This is a genomic window from Streptomyces sp. NPDC043854 (genome assembly GCF_056436005.1).
This window is the reverse complement of sequence record NZ_JBWKDK010000024.1, coordinates 1-20,191: the sequence shown is the minus strand read 5'-3', so window position 1 is coordinate 20,191 and position 20,191 is coordinate 1. Positions and strand designations below refer to the sequence as shown.

At 73.7% G+C, this 20,191-nt stretch carries 21 protein-coding genes and 1 riboswitch; of the genes, 13 read left to right on the top strand and 8 right to left on the bottom strand.

Annotated features, from left to right (window positions below; all coding sequences use genetic code 11):
• Window positions 1-68 precede the first annotated feature (68 nt).
• The 5 genes from macS (at window position 69) to AC068A_RS21930 (ending at window position 4,586) form a co-directional block, all read left to right on the top strand.
• Window positions 69-1,277: a MacS family sensor histidine kinase gene (gene macS, locus AC068A_RS21950; protein ID WP_478587290.1), complete on the top strand. Its 1,209-nt coding sequence runs from the start codon at window positions 69-71 to the stop codon at window positions 1,275-1,277.
• 59 nt (window positions 1,278-1,336) lie between these two features.
• A complete protein-coding gene (locus tag AC068A_RS21945; protein ID WP_478587452.1) occupies window positions 1,337-1,981 on the top strand; it encodes a response regulator in 645 nt (214 codons plus the stop codon).
• A gap of 164 nt (window positions 1,982-2,145) precedes the next feature.
• On the top strand, window positions 2,146-3,174 hold the full coding sequence (locus AC068A_RS21940; RefSeq protein ID WP_478587288.1) for a 6-phosphofructokinase: 1,029 nt from the start codon (window positions 2,146-2,148) through the stop codon (window positions 3,172-3,174).
• An 80-nt stretch (window positions 3,175-3,254) separates the two neighbouring features.
• Window positions 3,255-4,259, top strand: a complete 1,005-nt coding sequence (locus tag AC068A_RS21935) for a 2-hydroxyacid dehydrogenase (protein ID WP_478587286.1) — start codon at window positions 3,255-3,257, stop codon at window positions 4,257-4,259.
• A gap of 48 nt (window positions 4,260-4,307) precedes the next feature.
• Window positions 4,308-4,586, top strand: a complete 279-nt coding sequence (locus AC068A_RS21930) for a hypothetical protein (protein WP_478587284.1) — start codon at window positions 4,308-4,310, stop codon at window positions 4,584-4,586.
• Between the two features lie 54 nt (window positions 4,587-4,640).
• Here AC068A_RS21930 and AC068A_RS21925 read toward each other — a convergent pair whose 3' ends face one another.
• Together AC068A_RS21925 and AC068A_RS21920 are read right to left on the bottom strand one after the other, a co-directional pair.
• Window positions 4,641-6,551 (bottom strand): anthranilate synthase family protein, encoded by a 1,911-nt coding sequence (locus tag AC068A_RS21925; protein ID WP_478587451.1) that lies wholly within the window; start codon window positions 6,549-6,551, stop codon window positions 4,641-4,643.
• A gap of 99 nt (window positions 6,552-6,650) precedes the next feature.
• The gene (locus AC068A_RS21920) at window positions 6,651-6,722 is read right to left on the bottom strand and encodes a trp operon leader peptide (RefSeq protein ID WP_478587449.1); all 72 of its coding nucleotides are present in this window, start codon (window positions 6,720-6,722) and stop codon (window positions 6,651-6,653) included.
• A gap of 118 nt (window positions 6,723-6,840) precedes the next feature.
• On the opposite strand from AC068A_RS21920, the gene AC068A_RS21915 reads away from it, so the two are divergent.
• On the top strand, window positions 6,841-8,196 hold the full coding sequence (locus AC068A_RS21915; RefSeq protein ID WP_478587283.1) for a class II 3-deoxy-7-phosphoheptulonate synthase: 1,356 nt from the start codon (window positions 6,841-6,843) through the stop codon (window positions 8,194-8,196).
• Window positions 8,197-8,376: 180 nt separating this feature from the next.
• Entirely contained in the window at window positions 8,377-8,625 is a 249-nt protein-coding gene (locus AC068A_RS21910) for a (2Fe-2S)-binding protein (RefSeq protein WP_478587281.1), read from the top strand.
• Between the two features lie 38 nt (window positions 8,626-8,663).
• On the opposite strand, the gene bfr is transcribed toward AC068A_RS21910, so the two are convergent.
• Entirely contained in the window at window positions 8,664-9,143 is a 480-nt protein-coding gene (bfr, locus tag AC068A_RS21905) for a bacterioferritin (RefSeq protein ID WP_478587279.1), read from the bottom strand.
• A 173-nt stretch (window positions 9,144-9,316) separates the two neighbouring features.
• On the opposite strand from bfr, the gene AC068A_RS21900 reads away from it, so the two are divergent.
• Window positions 9,317-9,949, top strand: a complete 633-nt coding sequence (locus AC068A_RS21900; RefSeq protein WP_478587278.1) for a sulfite oxidase-like oxidoreductase — start codon at window positions 9,317-9,319, stop codon at window positions 9,947-9,949.
• Window positions 9,950-9,991: 42 nt separating this feature from the next.
• On the opposite strand, the gene AC068A_RS21895 is transcribed toward AC068A_RS21900, so the two are convergent.
• From AC068A_RS21895 to thiO, 5 genes are all read right to left on the bottom strand, one after another.
• Entirely contained in the window at window positions 9,992-10,849 is an 858-nt protein-coding gene (locus AC068A_RS21895; protein WP_478587276.1) for a deoxyribonuclease IV, read from the bottom strand.
• A gap of 20 nt (window positions 10,850-10,869) precedes the next feature.
• The gene (pknB, locus tag AC068A_RS21890) at window positions 10,870-12,795 is read right to left on the bottom strand and encodes a Stk1 family PASTA domain-containing Ser/Thr kinase (RefSeq protein ID WP_478587275.1); all 1,926 of its coding nucleotides are present in this window, start codon (window positions 12,793-12,795) and stop codon (window positions 10,870-10,872) included.
• Window positions 12,796-13,115: 320 nt separating this feature from the next.
• Entirely contained in the window at window positions 13,116-13,910 is a 795-nt protein-coding gene (locus AC068A_RS21885; protein WP_478587273.1) for a thiazole synthase, read from the bottom strand.
• A gap of 5 nt (window positions 13,911-13,915) precedes the next feature.
• Complete coding sequence (gene thiS / locus AC068A_RS21880) at window positions 13,916-14,116, bottom strand: sulfur carrier protein ThiS (protein ID WP_360632675.1); 201 nt, start codon at window positions 14,114-14,116, stop codon at window positions 13,916-13,918.
• A complete protein-coding gene (gene thiO / locus AC068A_RS21875; RefSeq protein ID WP_478587271.1) occupies window positions 14,113-15,297 on the bottom strand; it encodes a glycine oxidase ThiO in 1,185 nt (394 codons plus the stop codon). Before thiO ends, thiS begins: the two co-directional genes overlap by 4 nt.
• A riboswitch (TPP riboswitch) is annotated at window positions 15,295-15,407 on the bottom strand. (Overlaps the previous gene by 3 nt.)
• 113 nt (window positions 15,408-15,520) lie before the next feature.
• Between thiO and AC068A_RS21870 the strand changes: the two genes are divergently transcribed.
• From AC068A_RS21870 to AC068A_RS21850, 5 genes are all read left to right on the top strand, one after another.
• Window positions 15,521-16,792 (top strand): NAD(P)/FAD-dependent oxidoreductase, encoded by a 1,272-nt coding sequence (locus AC068A_RS21870; protein WP_478587269.1) that lies wholly within the window; start codon window positions 15,521-15,523, stop codon window positions 16,790-16,792.
• 119 nt (window positions 16,793-16,911) lie between these two features.
• The gene (locus AC068A_RS21865) at window positions 16,912-17,277 is read left to right on the top strand and encodes an Rv2175c family DNA-binding protein (RefSeq protein ID WP_478587267.1); all 366 of its coding nucleotides are present in this window, start codon (window positions 16,912-16,914) and stop codon (window positions 17,275-17,277) included.
• Window positions 17,278-17,355: 78 nt separating this feature from the next.
• Entirely contained in the window at window positions 17,356-18,006 is a 651-nt protein-coding gene (gene thiE, locus AC068A_RS21860; RefSeq protein WP_478587265.1) for a thiamine phosphate synthase, read from the top strand.
• Between the two features lie 69 nt (window positions 18,007-18,075).
• Window positions 18,076-18,993, top strand: coding sequence for a methylenetetrahydrofolate reductase [NAD(P)H] (gene metF, locus AC068A_RS21855; RefSeq protein ID WP_478587263.1), 918 nt, complete (start codon window positions 18,076-18,078; stop codon window positions 18,991-18,993).
• Between the two features lie 41 nt (window positions 18,994-19,034).
• Window positions 19,035-20,021, top strand: coding sequence for a hypothetical protein (locus AC068A_RS21850; protein WP_478587261.1), 987 nt, complete (start codon window positions 19,035-19,037; stop codon window positions 20,019-20,021).
• The last annotated feature ends 170 nt before the right edge of the window (window positions 20,022-20,191 follow it).

The window sequence follows — 20,191 nt, the reverse complement described above, 5'->3', positions numbered from 1 at the left end:
CAGGCCCGGCCCCCGGCCGGGCCGGGCCGGCGGCGAACGGGGCGGGACCGCCCGCAAGGGGTGGGGAGATGGCGAAACGCGAGCGCGTCGTGCGCATGTCGGTCGAGCAGCCGCTGTGGCGGGCGCTGACCGCCTACCGGCTGATCACCATGGTCTACGCGGTCCTGCTGTTCGCCTCGGCGTACCGCGATTTCGACCGGCCCTGGGTCGCGGCCGGATACCTGGCCTGCCTCGCCGCGTGGACGCTGGCCACCCGGCGCAAGGTGGCCGGCGCCGCCGTGTGCACCAAGCGGTTCCTCGTCGCGGACCTCACCGTCGCCCTCGTCGGGATCCTGCTGACCCCGCTCGCCGACACCCACGAGCGGATCACGGCGGGCGGCCCCACCCTGCCCAGCATCTGGACCGCGGGCGCCGTCCTCGGCTTCGCGCTCAAGGGCGGCTGGCGGTGGGCCTGCGTCGCGTCGAGCTTCGTCGCCGCCGCCAACATCGTCCAGCGCGGCGAGCCCAGCCGCGACACCGTGCACAACGTGCTGCTGGTCTGGGTCGCGTCCGTCGCCATCGGATACGTCGTCGAGGTCGCCCGGGCCAGTGAGGCGACCCTGGCCCGCGCCCTGGAGATCGAGGCCGCCACCCGCGAGCGCGAGCGCCTCGCCCGCGACATCCACGACGGGGTCCTCCAGGTCCTCGCCATGGTCCAGCGGCGCGGCACCGAGCTGGGCGGCGAGGCCGCCGAACTCGGCCGGATGGCCGGGGAGCAGGAGGTCGCGCTGCGCACCCTGGTCTCCAGCGGGCTCGTGCACACCTCCCGGGTCTCCCGCGACGAGTCGCTCGGCGCGCTGGTGGACACGTACGAGGTGGAGGAGCCCGGCGCCGACGAGGGCGAGACGGACCTGCGGACCCTGCTCGCCCCGCACGCCGGCGCAAAGGTGAGCTTCGCCGAGCCGGGCTCGCCCGTCCTGCTGCCGGCGTCCGCGGCACGGGAGCTGGCCGCCGCGGTCGGCGCCGCCCTGGACAATGTGCGCAAGCACGCCGGCGAGGGCGCCCGCGCCTGGATCCTGGTCGAGGACTGGGGCGACGAGGTGATCGTGACCGTCCGCGACGACGGCCCCGGCATCCCGGCCGGCCGCCTCGACCAGGCCGAGGGCGAGGGGCGGATGGGGGTGGCCCTGTCCATCCGCGGCCGGCTGCGCGACCTCGGCGGCACCGCCGAGCTGGTGTCCGTCCCCGGGCAGGGCACCGAAGTGGAACTGAAAGTACCCAGGGGGAGGACCCAGTGACCCAGCCGACGCAGGCGACCCGGCCGATCGGGCAGAACGAGCTCGGCGAGATCAAGGTGATGGTCGTCGACGACCACCCGATGTGGCGGGACGCGGTCGCCCGCGACCTCGCCGCCGCCGGCTTCGACGTGGTCGCCACCGCCGGCGACGGCAACGAGGCCGTGCGCCGCGCCCCCGCCGCCGCCCCGCACGTCCTCGTCCTCGACCTCAACCTGCCCGGCCTGCCCGGTGTGCAGGTCTGCAAGGAGCTCGTCGGCGCCAACCCGGCCCTGCGGGTCCTCGTCCTGTCCGCGAGCGGCGAGCACGCCGATGTCCTGGAAGCGGTCAAGTCCGGTGCCACCGGCTACCTGATGAAGTCCGCCGGCGCCCAGGAGCTGATCGACGCGGTGCGCCGCACGGCCGCCGGCGACCCCGTGTTCACGCCGGGCCTGGCCGGGCTGGTCCTCGGCGAGTACCGGCGGCTGGCCACCGACCCGGTGCCCGCCGCCCCCGACGAGCCGACGGCCCCGCGGCTGACCGACCGGGAGACCGAGGTGCTGCGGCTCGTGGCCAAGGGGCTGTCGTACAAGCAGATCGCGGAGCGGCTCGTCATCTCCCACCGCACGGTGCAGAACCACGTCCAGAACACCCTGGGCAAGCTCCAGTTGCACAACCGGGTGGAGCTCGTCCGGTACGCGATAGAACGCGGGCTCGACGACGCGTAAGCGGTGCCGTACGCCGTACCCACGTCCTCGTACGAGTGAACGGGTGGACGCAACGCCCCGCAATTCCACCGGAATTGCCCCTCCCGGAGCCCTTGGTGTGACCTGTGTCACCACTAGCGTGACCGTCATGCGGGCCGCGCGGCCCTGTGGCGAAGGGAGATTCCATGAAGGTCGGAGTGCTGACCGGCGGCGGCGACTGCCCCGGGCTCAACGCGGTCATCCGGGCCGTCGTCCGCAAGGGCGTGCAGGAGTACGGCTGCGAGTTCGCCGGCTTCAAGGACGGCTGGCGCGGCGCGGTCGAGGGGGACGTCGTCCCGCTCGGCATCCCCGCCGTCCGCGGCATCCTGCCCCGCGGCGGAACGATCCTCGGCTCCTCGCGGACCAACCCGTTCAAGCAGGACGACGGCGTCCGCCGGATCAAGGACACCCTCGCCAAGCACGAGGTCGAGGCGCTCATCGCGATCGGCGGCGAGGACACCCTGGGCGTGGCCGCCAAGCTGTCCGGGGAGTACGGCGTCCCCTGCGTCGGCGTGCCGAAGACCATCGACAACGACCTGTCGGCGACGGACTACACCTTCGGCTTCGACACGGCCGTCGGCATCGCCACCGAGGCCATCGACCGGCTGCACACCACCGCCGAGTCGCACATGCGGGTGCTGGTCGTCGAGGTGATGGGCCGGCACGCCGGCTGGATCGCGCTGCACTCGGGGCTCGCGGGCGGCGCCAACGTCATCCTCATCCCCGAGCAGCGCTTCGACGTCGACCAGGTCTGCGCCTGGGTGGCCTCCCGGTTCAAGGCCAGCTACGCGCCGATCGTGGTGGTCGCGGAAGGGGCCGTGCCCACGGACGGGGAGCTGGTGCTCAAGGACGCCACCACCGACTCCTTCGGGCACGTCCGGCTGTCGGGCGTGGGCGAGTGGCTGGCCAAGGAGATCGAAGGCCGTACGGGCAAGGAGGCCCGGACCACGGTGCTCGGCCACATCCAGCGCGGCGGCACGCCGAGCGCGTTCGACCGGTGGCTCGCGACCCGGTTCGGCCTGCACGCCATCGACGCGGTGCACGACGGCGACTTCGGCACCATGGTCGCCCTCAGGGGGACGGACATCGTGCGCGTACCCCTGGCGGAGGCGACGGCGAAGCTGAAGACGGTGGACCCGGCGCTGTACCGGGAGGCCGGCGTGTTCTTCGGCTGAGCCTGGGCGCACGGGCGGGGCATGGGCCGTATCGTGACAGACGGCCCATGGTCCGTCTTCTCCGTGCAGCGGGAGCGAACGTGGAAATCCTGGCATTCGGCGTGCAGAGCGACGAGAAGCCGCTGCTCGAAAGGGCGTTCGCGGGGCAGCACGACGTGCGCTGCCTGGAGGTCGCCCTCGACGAGGACACCGCCCCCATCGCCGCCGGGTACGAGATCGTGTCGTCCAGCGTGAACGGCGACCTGGGCGGCCGGGTCCTGCGGACGCTCGCCGGCGGCGGGACGAAGATGATCGCCCAGCGGTCCACCGGCTTCAACAACATCGACCTCGACGTCGCACGGCGGCTCGGGCTGACGGTGAGCCGGGTGTCGGCCTACTCCCCGTACGCGGTGGCCGAGTTCGCCTGGGCGCTGGCGCTGGCCGTGAACCGGCGGATCGTCCGCGCCTCCCGCCGCACCCGGGACTTCGACTTCCGCCTCACCGGGCTGATGGGCCGAGACCTGCGCGGCCGCACCGCGGGCGTGCTCGGAACCGGCAGGATCGGCGAGGCCTTCACCCGGATCGCCCACGGCTTCGGCATGAACCTGCTCGGCTGGGACGTCGCGGAGAACCCGGCCTGCCTGGCACTCGGCATGAAGTACGCCGACAAGGACGACCTGTTCCGCTCCGCCGACCTGATCAGCCTGCACCTCCCGCTGTTGGAGGACACGCACCACCTCGTCGACGCGGTCGGGCTGCGGATGATGAAGGACGACGCGATCCTGGTGAACACCAGCCGGGGCGGGCTCGTCGACACGGACGCGCTGGTGGCCGAGCTGCGGGCCGGGCGGTTCACCGGGGTCGGCCTGGACGTCTACGAGGCGGAGGCCGGGATCTTCCACACCGACAGGTCCCTGGAGCCGGTGAAGGACGACACCCTGGCCCGGCTGATCACCTTCCCGAACGTGGTGGTCACCTCCCACCAGGCGTACTACACGCACGAGGCGGTCGGCCAGATCATCGACGCGACGGTCCGCAACGTCGCCGACTACCTGACCGGCCGCACCTCCGAGAACACCCTCTGCCCGCCCCCGGACAGCCCCTGACCGCCCCCGGCCGGCGCGCCCCGGTGATCACCCCCTACATTCGGCCACGTGGACATCCCCCTCGCCCTCCGGTGGCTGCTGCTCGCCCTCGCCCTCGTCCAACTCGGGAACGCCGTCCGGGCCCTGCGGCCCGCCCTGCGCGCCGAGCCCGGACAGCGCACCGGCCCGTGGCTGACCTTCACCGACCAGCTGCTGAGCGTGCCGGCCCCCGTCGTCCTCGCCGTCGGCCGGATCGACCTGCTGCCGTACGCCCTGCTGCCGCTGGGCCCGGTGATCGCCTGGCAGATCGTCCGCGACCTGCGCTCCCGCCGCCCGGAGCCGGCATAGGCCTGCCGGCCGCCGGCTTCCGGCCGGGCGGGCGGGTCGGGCGGGTCGGGCGGGTCAGGACCGGGCGGCCCGGTCGCGGACGCCCGACAGGAGCGCGGGCAGCAGCTCCGCGCCGCGGAGGGTCAGCACCGACTCCGGGTGGAACTGGACGCCCGCGAAACCGCGCGCCGCGCACCGCAGGGCGTGCACCTCGCCCGTGGCGGCGTCCCGGGCGACCTCCACCCCGTGCGCGGCCAGCTCCGCCGCGGCCTCGGCGTCGCAGGCCGCCGTGAACGTGTTGTAGAAGCCGACCACCTCACGGGCACCGAACAGGTCGACCGCCACCTGCGCCCCCTGCGCCGGCTCCGCCTTGCGGACGAGCGGCAGCCCCAGCTCGGCGGCGATCAGCTCATGGCCCAGGCACACTCCGAGCAGCCCGCCCGTGTGCCCCGCCAGCAGCTCCCGCGCCAGCCCGCGCAGCAGCCGCATCTTCGGGTCGGCGGCATCCGCCGGGTCGCCCGGCCCCGGGCCCAGCACGATCGGCCCCTCGTGCGCGAGCGCGGCCTCCCGCAGCCCCGGCTCGTCGAAGCGGCGCACCGTCACCGACAGGCCCGCGGCCCGGAGCACGTGGGCGAGCATCGCCGTGAACGTGTCCTCCGCGTCCACCACCAGGCAGTGCCCGGCCGCGGCCGCCGGCTGCTCCTGCATCCGCAGCCAGAACGGCGCCAGGTCCCGGCGGCGGGCGGCCAGCGCCGCCGCGACCCGGGGGTCCGCGGCCGGCCCCGCCCCGGTCCGCGGGTACGCGGGCCGGGGCGGGGCCGCCGGCCGGACCCCGAGGGCGGCCAGCACCCCGGCCGCCTTGGCGTGGGTCTCGGCGACCTCGCCCGCCGGGTCCGAGTGCCGGACCAGCGTGGCGCCCACCGGCACGCGCAGGGTGCCGTCCGCGGCGATGTCCGCCGTCCGGATCAGGATCGGCGAGTCCAGGGTCTGCGCCCCGGCCGCGTCCAGGCCCAGCAGCGCCAGCGCCCCCGCGTAGTAGCCGCGGCCCCCGGCCTCGTACCGCTCGATCACCCGGCAGGCGTTCTGCACCGGCGAGCCGGTGACGGTGGCGGCGAACATCGTCTCGCGCAGCACCTCCCGCACGTCCAGCGAGGAACGGCCGCGCAGCTCGTACTCGGTGTGCGCGAGGTGCGCCATCTCCTTCAGCCGCGGCCCGATGACGACCCCGCCGCGGTCGCCCACCGTGCACATCATCTTCAGCTCCTCGTCGACCACCATCGACAGCTCCTCGGTCTCCTTGCGGTCGCCGAGGAAGGCCAGGAGCGACTCGGTGGTCGGGCCGCCGGCCGGGTAGCGGTACGTTCCGCTGATCGGGTTCATCACGACCGTGTGGCCGGACATCCGCACGTGCACCTCGGGGCTCGCCCCCACGAGGGTGCGCCCGCCCGTGTGGACGACGTACGTCCAGTACGCCCCGCGCTCGCCCAGCAGCAGCCGCCGGAACAGCGCGAGCGCATCGGCCCGCCCGAAGCCGTCGATCCGGCCCCGGAAGGTGCGCCGGATCACGAAGTTGGCGCCCTCGCCGCGGCCGATCTCGTCCTCCACGACCCGCCGGACGGTGGCCGCGTACTCCTCGTCGGGCACGTCGAAGCCGCCGTCCTCGACCCGCACCCCGTGCGCGGGCAGCACGGCCAGCGCCTCGGCGAGGGGGACCTCGTACGCCTCCTCGGCGGCCAGTACCGCGAGCGGGGTGCCGTCGTCGCGGACGTCGAAGCCGCGCTCGCGGATCTGCCGGAACGGCACCAGGGCCAGGCTCGGCAGGGCGCGGACGGGCAGGTCGGCGAGGCGCTCGGCCTCCAGCACCGGGCCGATCAGCACCTCGACGGTGTCGTGGTCGCGGCCGGGGGTGCGCCTGCGCAGCAGGGCGAACGGCGGGCAGTCGTCGCGGAGCAGGCCGAGCAGCCGGCTGCTGGTCCGGTTGTCCATGTCCATGGGTGGTCGGGTCGTCCTTCCGGGAAGGAGGGGCGGCCGGGCCTCGGAAACCACCGAAGGCCGCCCCTCGGGGCGGCCTTCGTGTCGCTCGTGTCAGTGGGTACGCGAGACAGGCGGGCCGCCGGGAGCGGTCCACCACCAGTTCTGGCAGGAGTGCGCGTACACGCCACGAACCCTAGCCCACGCGGGGAGGTGGTGACCGGCGGGCGACACGACAGGAGACGTCTGTCTCACCTGGTGGTCATCCGGCTGGACGCGGGGTGTGAGCCCTTAATGTGTAGGTGTGACCGTGAACGCTGAAACCCACGCCCCCGCCGTCAAGGCGACCTGGCGAGACCTGCCCGCGGCGCAGCAGCCTTCGTACCCCGATGCCGAGGCCCTGCGCGCTGTCGTCGCGGACCTCGAGTCGTATCCTCCGCTCGTGTTCGCGGGCGAGTGCGATCAGCTGCGTGCCCGTCTGGGCGCCGTCGCCAAGGGCGAGGCGTTCCTGCTCCAGGGCGGCGACTGCGCCGAGGCCTTCGACGCCGTGTCCGCCGACCACATCCGCGGCAAGCTCAAGACCCTGCTGCAGATGAGTGCCGTCCTGACGTACGCGGCCTCCGTGCCCGTCGTCAAGGTCGGCCGGATCGCCGGCCAGTACTCCAAGCCGCGCTCGAAGGACACCGAGACCCGCGACGGCGTGACCCTGCCGACCTACCGCGGCGACTCCGTCAACGGCTTCGAGTTCACCGCCGAGGCCCGCGTGCCGGACCCCGAGCGGCTCAAGCGCATGTACCACGCGTCGGCGTCGACGCTGAACCTGGTGCGCGCCTTCACCACCGGTGGCTACGCCGACCTGCGCCAGGTGCACGCCTGGAACCAGGACTTCGTGAAGTCCTCCCCGTCCGGGCAGCGCTACGAGCAGCTCGCGCGGGAGATCGACAACGCGCTGAACTTCATGAAGGCCTGCGGCACCGACCCGGCCGAGTTCAAGGCGGTGGAGTTCTACGCCTCCCACGAGGCGCTGCTGCTCGACTACGAGGGCGCGCTGACCCGCACCGACTCGCGGACCGGCAAGCTCTACGACACCTCCGGCCACATGGTCTGGATCGGCGAGCGCACCCGCCAGCTGGACCACGCGCACATCGAGTTCTGCTCGCAGATCGCCAACCCGATCGGCATCAAGCTCGGCCCCACCACCACGGTGGACGAGGCGCTGACGTACATCGACCGCCTGGACCCCGAGCGCGAGCCGGGCCGGCTGACTTTCGTCGTCCGCATGGGTGCCGACAAGGTCCGCGACAAGCTCCCCGAGCTGGTCGAGAAGGTCACGGCCTCGGGCGCCACGGTGGCCTGGGTCACCGACCCGATGCACGGCAACACCTTCGAGGCGGCTTCCGGCCACAAGACGCGCCGTTTCGACGACGTGCTCGACGAGGTCAAGGGCTTCTTCGAGGTCCACAAGGAGCTGGGCACCCACCCGGGCGGCATCCACGTCGAGCTCACCGGTGACGACGTCACCGAGTGCGTGGGCGGCGGCGACGAGATTTTCGTCGACGACCTGCACCAGCGCTACGAGACGGCCTGCGACCCCCGCCTGAACCGCAGCCAGTCCCTCGACCTGGCGTTCCTCGTCGCCGAGATGTACCGCGACCAGTGACCGGCACATTGTGCCGCCCCGGCGGCTGCCGGTGAGCACCTCGTGACTGTGGGGCGCGGATCGATGTGATCCGCGCCCCACAGTCGTACCCGGGACTTTTCGGCCACCCCGACTTTGGGTAAGGTTAGGTAAGCCTCACCGAATAGGGGATGGCTTTCCGAGGGCATTCCTGACAGGGAGGTGAACCGCGTGTACGTCTGCTCTTGCTTCGGTGTCACCGACCAGCAGGTCAAGGAACACGCGGCTGCCGGGGCCTGCACCCCCCGCCAGATCGCCTCCGCCACCAAGGCCGGCACCGACTGCGGCTCCTGCGTGCGCACCATCCAGGGCCTCCTCGGCCGTGGGGCCTGCCCGCGCCGCGAGCTGCTGGAGAAGGGCCGCCCGGCGTCCGTGCTGGCGCCCGCTCCGGAGCTCGCCGAAGTCGCCTAGACGCGGCTCCGCCGGGCCTAGCCGGCCTCGGGGGCCGCTTAGCTGTCCGGCTGCTCGATCTGCTGGGCGATGTAGAGCGGTTCGCCGAGGGCCTCGATGAGCTCCAGCTGGGTGTCGAGGTAGTCGATGTGGTGCTCCTCGTCCGCCAGGATCTCCTCGAACAGGCGCGCCGACGTGATGTCGCCCTTGCCGCGCATCACCTCGATGCCCCGCTTGAGGCGGTCGATCGCCTCGACCTCCACCTGGCGGTCCGCCTGGAACATCTCGGTCAGGGTCTGGCCCACCCGCACGTGGAAGAGGCGCTGGTAGTTCGGGAGCCCGTCGAGCATCAGGATGCGCTCGGTGAGCTTGTCCGCGTGCTTCATCTCGTCGATGGACTCGGCGCGGGTGTAGTGGGCGAGCTTGGTCCAACCCTTGTTGTCCTGGATCCGGTAGTGGAGCCAGTACTGGTTGATCGCCGTGAGCTCGCCGGTCAGCTGCTCGTTCAGAAACTCGAGGACCTCGGGGTCGCCCTGCATCGCAGAGGCTCCTTCCAGGCAATGTCAGCTAGGTGACGGGTCAGTGCGCGCATCCTTGCACCGTGACCGGGGGCCGTCCAGTAAGTACCTCCTTACTGGGAGTTGCCATGACATGTCCGAATCAGCCGGCGCCCTGGTCATGACCACCCCGCCGCGTCTGTCACCATGGAGTCATGGGTCAGCCGGAAAGCCGGGAATCTCCGGGAGCAGAACAGCCGGAGCTTCCACCGGGGCAGCGGCTTCAGCGGGGCTGGCCGGTCACCCACTACGGGCCCGTGCCCAAGTTCAAGCCGGAGCGCTGGGAGTTCCGTGTCTTCGGTGCGACCGCCGACGGCGAGAAGCACTGCTGGAACCACGAGCAGTTCACGGCCCTGCCCTTCGAGTCGGTCGTGGCCGACCTGCACTGCGTGACGAAGTTCAGCATGGTGGGAGCCGAATGGGGCGGTGTCCTCGCCCGCGAGATCCTCGCCCTCGCCCCGCCGGCGCCGCAGGTCACCCACGTGATGGTGTGGGCGGAGTACGGCTTCAGCTCGAACCTGCGGCTGGCCGACTTCGCCTCGGAGCGGACCGTCTTCGCCACCCACCAGGGCGGTGAACTGCTCACCGCCGAGCACGGCTTCCCGGTGCGGCTCGTGGTGCCCCACCTGTACGCGTGGAAGGGCCCGAAGTGGGTCCGCGGCGTGGAGTACATGACCGCGGACCGCCGCGGTTTCTGGGAGGAGCGGGGCTACCACAACATCGGCGACCCCTGGCGCGAGCAGCGCTACTCCTACCAGGAGGAGCCCGGGGAGGGCCCCGAGCTGTAGCGGCCGTACGCCCCGCGCGGCGCGGGGTCGGTCCCCGCCGGGTCAGTGCAGGGCGCGCAGTTCCTTCAGCAGGGCCACGTCGGCCGCGTGCCCCTCCTTGCCGCCCGGGGTTTCGATGATCAGCGGCACCCCCTCCACCGCGGGGTGCGTGAACAGCTCGGCGAAGGCCTCCCGGCCGATGTGGCCCTGCCCGATGTTGGCGTGGCGGTCCTTGTGCGCGCCCACGCCCTCCTTCGAGTCGTTCGCGTGGATCAGCTTCAGCCGCCCCTCGCCCACCGTGTCCACCAGCAGGTCCAGCGTCTGCTTCACGCCGCCCGGCTCCGCCAGGTCGTGCCCGGCGGCGAAGACGTGGCAGGTGTCCAGGCAGATCCCCAGCTTCGGGTGGTGGTCGAGCGCGTCGAAGTACGGGCCGAAGTCCCAGGTCCGCGAGCACAGCGAGGAGCCCTGCCCGGCCGTCGATTCCAGCAGCAGCATCGGGTCGCCGTCGTGCACCAGCTCGTCCAGCAGCGGCAGCATGTGCTCCCTGACCTGCGCGTACGCCGCCTCGCGCGGTCGGCCCCCGGTCGCCGACCCGGTGTGCACGACCACCCCCAGCGCGCCGATCTCCCGGCCCCGGCGCAGCGAGTGGCGCAGCGACTCCACCGACCGCTCCACCGTCGCCCCGGTGTGCGAGCCGAAGTTGATCAGGTAGGGGGCGTGCACGTAGGCCGGGATCGACCCGGCCTCGCACCCGGCCCGGAACAGCTCGTCCTGGGCCGGGTTCCCCGCCGGGGTGGCCCAGCCGCGCGGATTGGCCACGAAGACCTGCACCGCCTCGGCCGCCAGCTCCCGCGCGTACGACAGCCCCACCGAGGCGAGCCCGCCCGCCACCGGCACGTGCCCGCCCACCGGGTTGCGCATGGCCCGCTCCTCCACGCCCGCTACAGCCCCTTGATCCGCAGGATGATCGTGCTGCCCTCGGCGGCGGTCTGGCCGCCCGCTACCGACTGGGCGTCCACGGTCCTGCTGAGGGACAGGAACGGGCGCTCCACCTTCACCTTGAACCCGGCCGCCTCAAGGGTCTTGCGGGCCACGTCGGCCTCCTGCCCGATCACGTTCGGCACCGGGATCTGGCGCGGCCCCTTGGAGAGCGTGAGCACGACCGTGTCACCGGCCGCGGCCTGCGCGCCCGCGCCGACCGACTGGTTGGCGACCGTACCGGCCGGGAACGGCGAGTTGATCTCGTCGGCCGCCGTCTCCACCTTGAGGCCGAGGTCCTGCAGCGCGGCCCGGGCCTGGTCCACGGGCCTCCCGGCCACGTTCGGCACCGGCACCGGCCGGCCCTTGCTGACCGTGACCGAGACCGCGGTGTCGGGGGCCCGCTTCTGCCCGCCGCTCGGCTCGGTGGAGATCACCGAGCCCTGCGGCACGTCCTGGCTGAACGCCTGCGTGACGATGCCGGGGGCCAGACCGCTCTTGGTCAGCTCGGCCTTCGCCTCCTCCAGCGGACGGCCCTTGACGTCGGGAACCACCACGACCTCCGGGCCGCGCGAGACGGTGAGCACCACCGCGCCGTTGCCGCGGATGCGCTTCGCCCCCTGCGGGTCGGTGGCCATGACCGTCCCCCGGTCGAAGGCGTCGCTGAACTTCCGGTCGACCCGCTTCACACCGAGCCCGGCCTCGGACAGCTCCGACCGGGCCTGCGCCTCGGTCTTTCCGAGCAGGTTGGGGACCTTGGTGAACTGGCCGGCGTTGATGTACCAGACGCCGGTGCCGATGCCGAGGGCCAGCAGCACGGCCGCGACCACCAGCAGCGGACCGCGCCGCAGCCGGGCCCGGCCCGGGGCCGGCTGCGGCGCCGCCTCCTCCGCCGCCGGCTCGGGCAGCAGCGGGGCGGCCAGCAGGGAGGTGTGCTCCACGGGCTGTCGGGCGCCCACGGTACGCGGGATGACGCTCGTACGGTCCTCGGCGGACGACCGCTCCTCGGCACGCGCCTGCGGCGGTACGGCGTCCAGGTCGGCGTCGGTGAGCCGGCTCCGGGCGTCCAGAGCCAGCCCGAGCAGGGCCGCGGCGTCGTAGGGGCGCAGCTCCGGGGTGCGGGCGGTGGCCTGCGCGACCAGCTCGTCCAGCGGGGCGGCCAGCCCCGGGACCGCCGCCGACGGGGGCGGGACGTCCTCGTGCAGGTGCCGGTAGAGCACCTGGGCGGGGGTGCCGCCGGTGTGGGGCTTGTCCCCCGTCAGCATCTCGTACAGCACCACACCGCAGGCGTAGACGTCGACGCGGGTGTCGGTGACCCCGTTCTCGATCTGCTCGGGGGCGAGGTAGGAGACGGTGCCGAGGACGGCGCCGGTGGTGCTGGTGACCGTGTCCACGGACCGGACCAGGCCGAAGTCGGCCACCTTGACCCGGCCGTCGTCGCCTATCAGCACGTTCTCGGGCTTCATGTCCCGGTGCACGAACCCGGCCCGGTGCGCGGCGCCGAGCGCGGCGAGGACCGGCTCCAGGATGTCCAGCGCCGCCCGCGGCTGGAGCGCGCCGCGCTCGCGCAGCACGTCGCGCAGGGTGCAGCCGGAGACGTACTCCATGGCCAGGTACGTGTACGGGCCGTCGGTGCCCTGGTCGAAGACGGCCACCACGTTGGGGTGCGCGAGGCGGGCCACGGACTTCGCCTCGCGGATGAACCGGTCGACGAAGGCGGCGTCCGCGGCCAGCGCCGGGTGCATCACCTTCAGCGCGAGGATGCGGTCGAGACGGGTGTCCAGGGCCCGGTAGACCGTGGCCATGCCGCCTGCCGCGATGCGGGCGTCGATGCGGTAGCGGCCGTCGAGCGTCTGCCCGACGAGCGGGTCATCCAGGGTCGTGTCCACCCGGCGATTCTATTGGCGCCGGGTGGGGCCCTGCCCTGCCCGCCCCGGCTTGCAGCACAGCTGTGACGCGGATCGCGGCCCCCGCCGCTGCCGCTGCGCGGAGCCGTTCGCCACCCCGCCCCTTCCCGAAACTGTGGGCTCCGCCCCCAGACCCCCGCGCCTCAAGCGCCGGCGAGGCTGGAATTTCCGGCCCGCGCGGCGTTTGAGCGCACCGGGCGCGAAGCGCCCGGGACGGGGCCCGGGCGGAGCCCGGTTTCGGGAAGGGGCGGGGTGGGGAAGGGCTCCGCGCAGCGCCACCCGGCGGCACCCGGCGGCGGAGGTCAGAAGGCCGGGCGTTCCGGGTCGAGGGCGGCGCGGCCCTCGGCCGGGGAGGAGGCGTGCGCGAAGCGGCGCTGCGGGATCCGGCCCGCGCGAAAGGCCAGCCGCCCCGCGGACACCGCATCCCGCATCGCCCCGGCCATCAGCACCGGCACCTGCGCCCGCGTCACCGCCGACGCCAGCATGACCCCGGCGCAGCCGAGTTCCATCGCCAGCGCCACGTCCGAGGCCGTTCCCGCACCCGCGTCCAGGATCACCGGCACGCCGGCCCGCTCCACGATCAGCTCGAAGTTGTGCGGGTTGCGGATGCCCATGCCCGACCCGATGGGCGATCCGAGCGGCATGACGGCGGCGCAGCCGGCGTCCTCCAGCTTCCGCGCCAGCACCGGGTCGTCGTTGGTGTACGGCAGGACCGTGAACCCGTCGTCCACCAGGGTCTCGGCGGCGGCCAGCAGCTCCTCCCCGTCGGGGAGCAGCGTCCGCTCGTCGGCGATGACCTCCAGCTTGATCCAGTCCGTGCCGAGCGCCTCCCGGGCCAGCCGGGCGGTCAGCACGGCCTCGCCGGCCGTGTAGCAGCCGGCCGTGTTCGGCAGGACCGCGATCCCGAGCTTGTCGAGGACGCCGAGGACGGAGCCCTGCACCGCCGGGTCCAGCCGGCGCATCGCGACCGTGGTGAGTTCCGTGCCGGAGGCGGCCAGGGCGTGTTCCAGGACCTCCAGGCTGGGCGCCCCGCCGGTGCCCATGATCAGGCGGGAGGAGAAGGTCCGGCCGCCGAGGACGAATGCGTCGTCCGCCATCGCGTTCAGCCTCCCTGGACCGCGGTCAGGATCTCGACCCGGTCGCCCTCGCCGACCGCGGTGTGCGGCCACTGCCCGCGCGGGACCACGGTCTCGTTGAGGGCGGCCGCGACCCCGGAGGGGGCCGTGGTGAGGGTGGCGACCACCGCGTCCAGGGTGGTGCCGGGCGCGAGCTCGCGCGGCTCGCCGTTGACGGAGATGGTCATGCGTACGACTCCTGACGTGCGGGGGAGAAGCGGCGCGGGGTGAAGGGCCGGGCGGCCTCCGGCAGCGCGCCGGTGGCGAGCAGTTCGGCCATCGCGTCGCCGGTGACGGGGGTGAGCAGCACCCCGTTGCGGTAGTGCCCGGTGGCCAGGTGCAGGCCGGGCAGGGCCGTGGGGCCGAGCAGCGGGGCGTTGTCCGGGGAGCCGGGGCGCAGCCCGGCCCGGGTCTCGGTCAGCGGCAGTTCGGTGATGCCGGGCACCAACTCGTGTGCGTCGCGGAGGAGTTCGTACACCCCGCCGGCGGTGACCGTGGTGTCCCAGCCGAGTTCCTCGCTGGTGGCGCCGATGACGAGCTCGCCGTTCTCCCGCGGCACCAGGTACACGTGGCTGCCGCGCACGACGGCCCGTACCGTCCGCGACAGGAACGGCGCGTACGGGGCCGGCACCGCGAGCCGCAGCACCTGCCCCTTCACCGGCCGGACGGGCGGCAGCGCCTCGGCGGGTACGCCGGCCAGCCGGCCGCTGAGCGAGCCCGCCGCCAGCACCACCTGGTCCGCGGACAGCTCGGTGCCCTCGTCGAGGACCGCGCCGGCCGCCCGGTCGGCGGTGACCACCAGCCGTTCGGCGGCGGCCCGGCGGATGTCCACGCCGGCGCGCCGGCAGGCGGCCAGCAGCGCGGCCGCCAGCCGCCGCGGGTCGACCTGGTGGTCGCCGTCGACGCGCAGGCCGCCGCGTACGCCCGGGGCGAGCATCGGCTCCAGGCGCCGGCACTCGCGGCCGGTGAGCCACTCGGACTCCAGTCCGCAGCGGCGCTGGAGGGCGTGCAGTTCGCGCAGGTGGAGCCGGTCGTCGGCGTCGAGGGCGACGGCGAGCGTGCCACAGGCCCGGTAGCCGATGTCCATCCCGCCGCTGGCGTCGGCGAGTTCGGCGGCGAATTCCGGATAGCGGGCGGCGGAGGCGAGGTTGAGGCCGAGCAGGGTCTCCTCGCCGTAGTGCAGCTCGGTGACGGCGGCGAGCATGCCCGCCGCGACCTGTGCGGCGCCGCCGCCGGGGGCCGGGTCGGCGAGGGCGGTGCGCAGCCCGCGCCGGGCCGCCCGCCAGGCGGTGACCAGGCCGATGATCCCGCCCCCGATGACGAGGACGTCGGACCCCGTGGCTGCCACGGATCCCTTGGACGAGTACATGGGCGTCCAGCCCCTCCCTTCGCCGGCATGACCCGGATCAGGTTCGGACGGTCGGAGGCCGGCCAGCCTCCCTCTCAGCCCGGTGCGCCCGGGCTCCCGCGATAGGTACGGTGGCCACAGTAGCCGTTCCTCTTCGGGGAGCGGGAGAGAGCCGGGACGCGGCCGCCGGTGCACCCCTTCAACCGATCGTCCTGAACCGATCGCGCTGACTAGGGTGGATTGCGTGAGCGAGCAGACCGAACAGACTCAGAGCGGCGTCGTCATCGTCGGCGCCGGAATGGCCGGGGTGCAGACCGCGGTCGCCCTCCGCGAGCAGGGCTGGACCGGGCCCGTGACCCTGCTGGGCGCCGAGCCCCACCAGCCGTACGACCGGCCCCCGCTGTCCAAGGCGGTCCTGCTCGGCAAGGCCGAGGACTCCGCCTTCGACGTCGACTTCGAGGGCCTCGGCATCGAACTCCGGCTCGGCGTGGAGGTGACCGGGCTGCGGGCCGCCGACCGCGAACTGGACACCGAGGCCGGCCCGGTCCCGTACGGGGTCCTGGTCCTGGCGACCGGCGCCGAACCGCTGACCCTGCCCGGCGCCGAGGGCGTCCCCGGCGTCCACCTGCTGCGCACCCTCGACGACGCGGCCCGGCTCCGGCCGGTGCTGGCCCGGACCCCGGCCACCGTCGTCGTCGGCGCCGGGTGGATCGGCGCGGAGTTCGCCACGGCGGCCCGCGAGGCGGGATGCGCGGTGACGGTGGTCGAGGCCGCGGACCGGGTGCTGGCGGGCGCCCTGCCGGCCGAGGTCGCCGCCCCGATGGCCGGCTGGTACGAGGAGGTGGGGGCGGCCCTGCTGACCTCCGCCAAGGTCGCCTCGGTGGAGTCCGGGCGGGTCCTGCTCGCGGACGGCCGGGAGCTGCCCGCCGGAGCGGTGGTCGTGGGCATCGGGGCGCGGCCCGCGACCCGCTGGCTGGCCGGGTCGGGCGTCGAGCTCGGCGCCGACGGCTCGGTCACCGCGGACGCGTACCTGCGGACCTCCCTGCCGGGGGTGTACGCGGTCGGCGACTGCGCCTCGTTCCCCTCGGCGCGCTACGGGGCACGGCTGCTGGTGCACCACTGGGACAACGCGCTCCAGGGGCCGCGGGTCGTCGCGGCGAACATCCTGGCCGGGGCCCGGGCCGAGGCCGGGGACCAGGCCGCCCCCCCGGCCGGGGCCGCGCTCCAGGCCTACGACCCGGTGCCGTACTTCTGGTCCGAGCAGTTCGGGCGGTTCGTCCAGTACGCGGGCCACCACGCGGACGCGGACACCCTGCTGTGGCGCGGCGACCCCGGCGAGCAGGCGTGGTCGGTGTGCTGGCTGCGGGCCGGGTCGCTGGTCGCGATCCTCGCCGTGGGCCGGCCGCGGGACCTCGCCCAGGGCCGCAGGCTGATCGAGACCGGTGCCGCCGTCGACCCCGACCGGGTGGCCGATCCCGGCACCCCGCTCAAGTCGGCCGTGGCCGCCGCGCCGTAGCGCGGCGGGGCGCCCCCTCGTACGGCGCCCGGGCCGCGCAGGGCGCCGTACGGCCGGGGGCGCGCCCGTACGGATCGGCCCGGGTACCGGCGGCGGGTGGGAGGTGGCAGGCTTGTGCCGTGACCGAGATTGACGCAAAGATCGATGCCCTTGTCCCCGCCTGGCTCCACCTGCCCGACATCGCCGAGATGCTGGACGTCGAGGTGACCCGGGTCCGCCAGCTGGTCAAGGAAGGTCAGCTGATCGCCGTCCGCCGGGGCGAGAACCGCACCCTCCAGGTACCCGCCGACTTCATCGACGGCAGCAAGCTGGTCAAGGGCCTGACCGGCCTGCTGACGGTGCTGCGCGACGACGGCTTCTCGGACGAGGAGATGCTGGAGTGGCTGTTCACCGCCGACGAGACCCTGCCCGGCACCCCCGTGCAGGCGCTGCGCGAGAATCGCGGCACGGAGGTCAAGCGCCGCGCCCAGGCGCTCGCCCTCTGACCCGAGCCGACTGATCCATCCGCGGGACGCGGGCCGCCCGGTGCGGCCCGCGTCCGCTGCGCCCACCAGGGGGTACCCATGTCCTCGAACGCCCGGCAGCTCTCCGACGCCAGGCTCTACCTGTGCACGGACGCCCGCAAGCGGCAGGGAGACCTCCCCGAGTTCCTCGACGCCGTCCTCGCCGGCGGGGTGGACATCGTCCAGCTCCGCGACAAGGGCATGGAAGCCGGCGAGGAGCTCGACCACCTGCGGGTGTTCGCCGAGGCCGCCCGCCGGCACGGCAAGCTCCTCGCGGTCAACGACCGGGCCGACGTCGCGCACGCCATCGGCTCCGACGTCCTGCACCTCGGCCAGGGCGACATCCCGGTGCCCGCCGCCCGCGCCATTCTCGGCGGGGACGTGCTGATCGGCCGTTCCTGCCACGCCGAGTCCGAGGTCGACGCCGCTGCCGCCGAGCCGGGCGTGGACTACTTCTGCACCGGCCCCTGCTGGCTCACCCCCACCAAGCCCGGCCGGCCCGCCCCCGGCCTCGGCCTGGTCCGCTACGCGGCCTCCCTGGAGCAGGACCGCCCCTGGTTCGCCATCGGCGGCATCGACGCCGGCAACCTCGACGAGGTCCTCGACGCCGGCGCCACCCGGGTCGTCGTCGTCCGCGCCCTGACCGAGGCCTCCGACCCGGGGGCCGCCGCTGCGGACCTCGCCCGGCGTATCCGGAACCACGTCTCCTAAGTGTCCAAAAACCTGTCCACATCACGGACAGGGCTTCGGGGTGCGCGAACGCGCGTCTAACCTGCCCGTATGGCCCTTGGTACCGCTTCCACCCGAACGGACCGTGCACGCACGGTCCGCGAACTGCTGGCGTCCGGGTACCCCTCGTACTCCTTCGAGTTCTGGGCTCCCAAGACCGAGAAGGGCGAGCGCAACCTCTGGAACGCGCTGCGCCGGATCGAGGCGGTGTCCCCGAGCTTCGTATCCGTGACGTACGGGGCCGGCGGCTCCACCCGGGGCGGCACCGTCCGGGCCACCCAGCAGATCGCCGCCGACACCACGCTGACGCCCGTCGCGCACCTCACCGCCGTCGACCACTCCGTGGCCGAGCTGCGCAACGTGATCGGCCAGTTCGCCGACGCCGGCATCCGCAACATGCTCGCCGTGCGCGGCGACCCGCCGGGCAACCCCATGGGCCCGTGGGTGCCGCACCCCGAAGGGGTGCTCTACGCGGCCGACCTGGTCCGGCTGCTGAAGGAATCCGGCGACTTCTGCGTGGGCGTCGCCGCCTTCCCGGAGATGCACCCGCGCTCCGAGGACTGGGATACGGACATCCGACACTTCGTGGACAAGTGCCGCGCCGGTGCGGACTATGCGATCACCCAGATGTTCTTCGATCCGGAGAATTATCTGCGGCTGCGCGACAGCGTCGAGAAAGCCGGCTGCGACACGCCGATCATCCCTGAGGTCATGCCTGTTGTGGCCATCAGGCAGCTCGACCGGCTGCCCCAACTCAGCAATGCGGTCTTCCCCGAGGCCGTGAAAGAGCGCATGCTCGCCGTCAAGGACGATCCGGCCGCTGTACGCTCCATGGGGATCGAGTTCGCCACGGAGTTCTGCGCGCGGCTGCTGTCCGAGGGTGTCCCGGGGCTGCACTTCATCACGCTGAACAACTCCACGGCGACTCTCGAGATCTACGAGAACCTGGGCCTGCACCAGCGGGCCTGATCGGCCGTACCCCAGGGCGGCCGTACCGAGGGGTGCCACGCATGGGAATGACGGTCCTCTACGTCGCGTTCGGCTTCGTCGCGCTGTGGCTGCTTGCCGAGGTCCTGATGCAGTACAAGGCCCGGCTGCGCTGGCGGCTGCTCGCGTTCGCCGGGTTCCTCGGCGTGGTCGCCGGGGTGGTGCTGCCGTCGGTGCCGGTCATCGCCGCGGGCGCGCTCGCGTTCGCGGTCGGCCAGACGCTGGTGACGCTGTCCTTCCGCAAGGGCTTCGAAGCCGGCTGGGCGCTGCGCCGCGGCAAGGGCGGCAAGGGCGGCAAGGGCGGGGACGCCCCCGCGCCGAAGGGTTCCGCCCGGCGCCGCCGGGCGGGCGGGCCGCGGTCCGAGCCCGCGCTGGAGGTGACCGGGCTGGACTACGACGCCGAGGGCCCGGGCGCGCCCGCGGACGCGGAGGCGGGCGCCGGCGGGGCCGCGGAGTCCGGGAAGACCCCGCAGCCGCGGTTCACGGCCGCGACGGAGGACTTCTACAGCCCCGAGCCGCTGCCCGACGACACCGGCTCGTACGGGATACAGAGCTTCGCGCCCGGCTCCGACGCCGGGCAGACGGCCGCGTTCGCCTCGCCCTTCGCCATGGCCGAGCAGGACGCCCACGGCTACGCCGGCTACCACGACCCGCAGACGCAGGGCGGCTACGACTACCCCGGCGCCTACCAGCCCGGCGGCGAGCAGCAGGTCTACGCCGCCTACTCGGACCCGTACATCGGCACCGGCGGCGGCGTCATCCCGCAGCAGTCGTACGACTACACCGCGTACACCGGCCAGGCCGACCCGTACGCCGGCGGCGGCCCGGCGGGGCAGGACCAGTACGCGATGGACACCCCGCCCGGCGGTGTGTGGGTGCCGCAGCAGCGGGACGTCGCCCAGCCCTACCCGGCCGACGGCCAGGGCGGCGGGGCGTACCCGCAGCAGCCCCAGCAGCCCCAGCAGTACCCGTACCAGGGCTCCGGCGAGTACGAGCAGTACCGCTACTGACGGGCCATACCGCTACTGAGCCCCGCCCCGGGGGGGGGGGGGGGGGGAGGGGGGGGGGGGGGGGGGGGGGGGGGGGGGCGGGGGGGGGGGGGGGGGGGGGGCGACCCCCCCCCGCCCCCGCCGGGCGGCCGCGGCGAACCCCCCAAGCCGTGGTGGCGCTCCGTACCCCG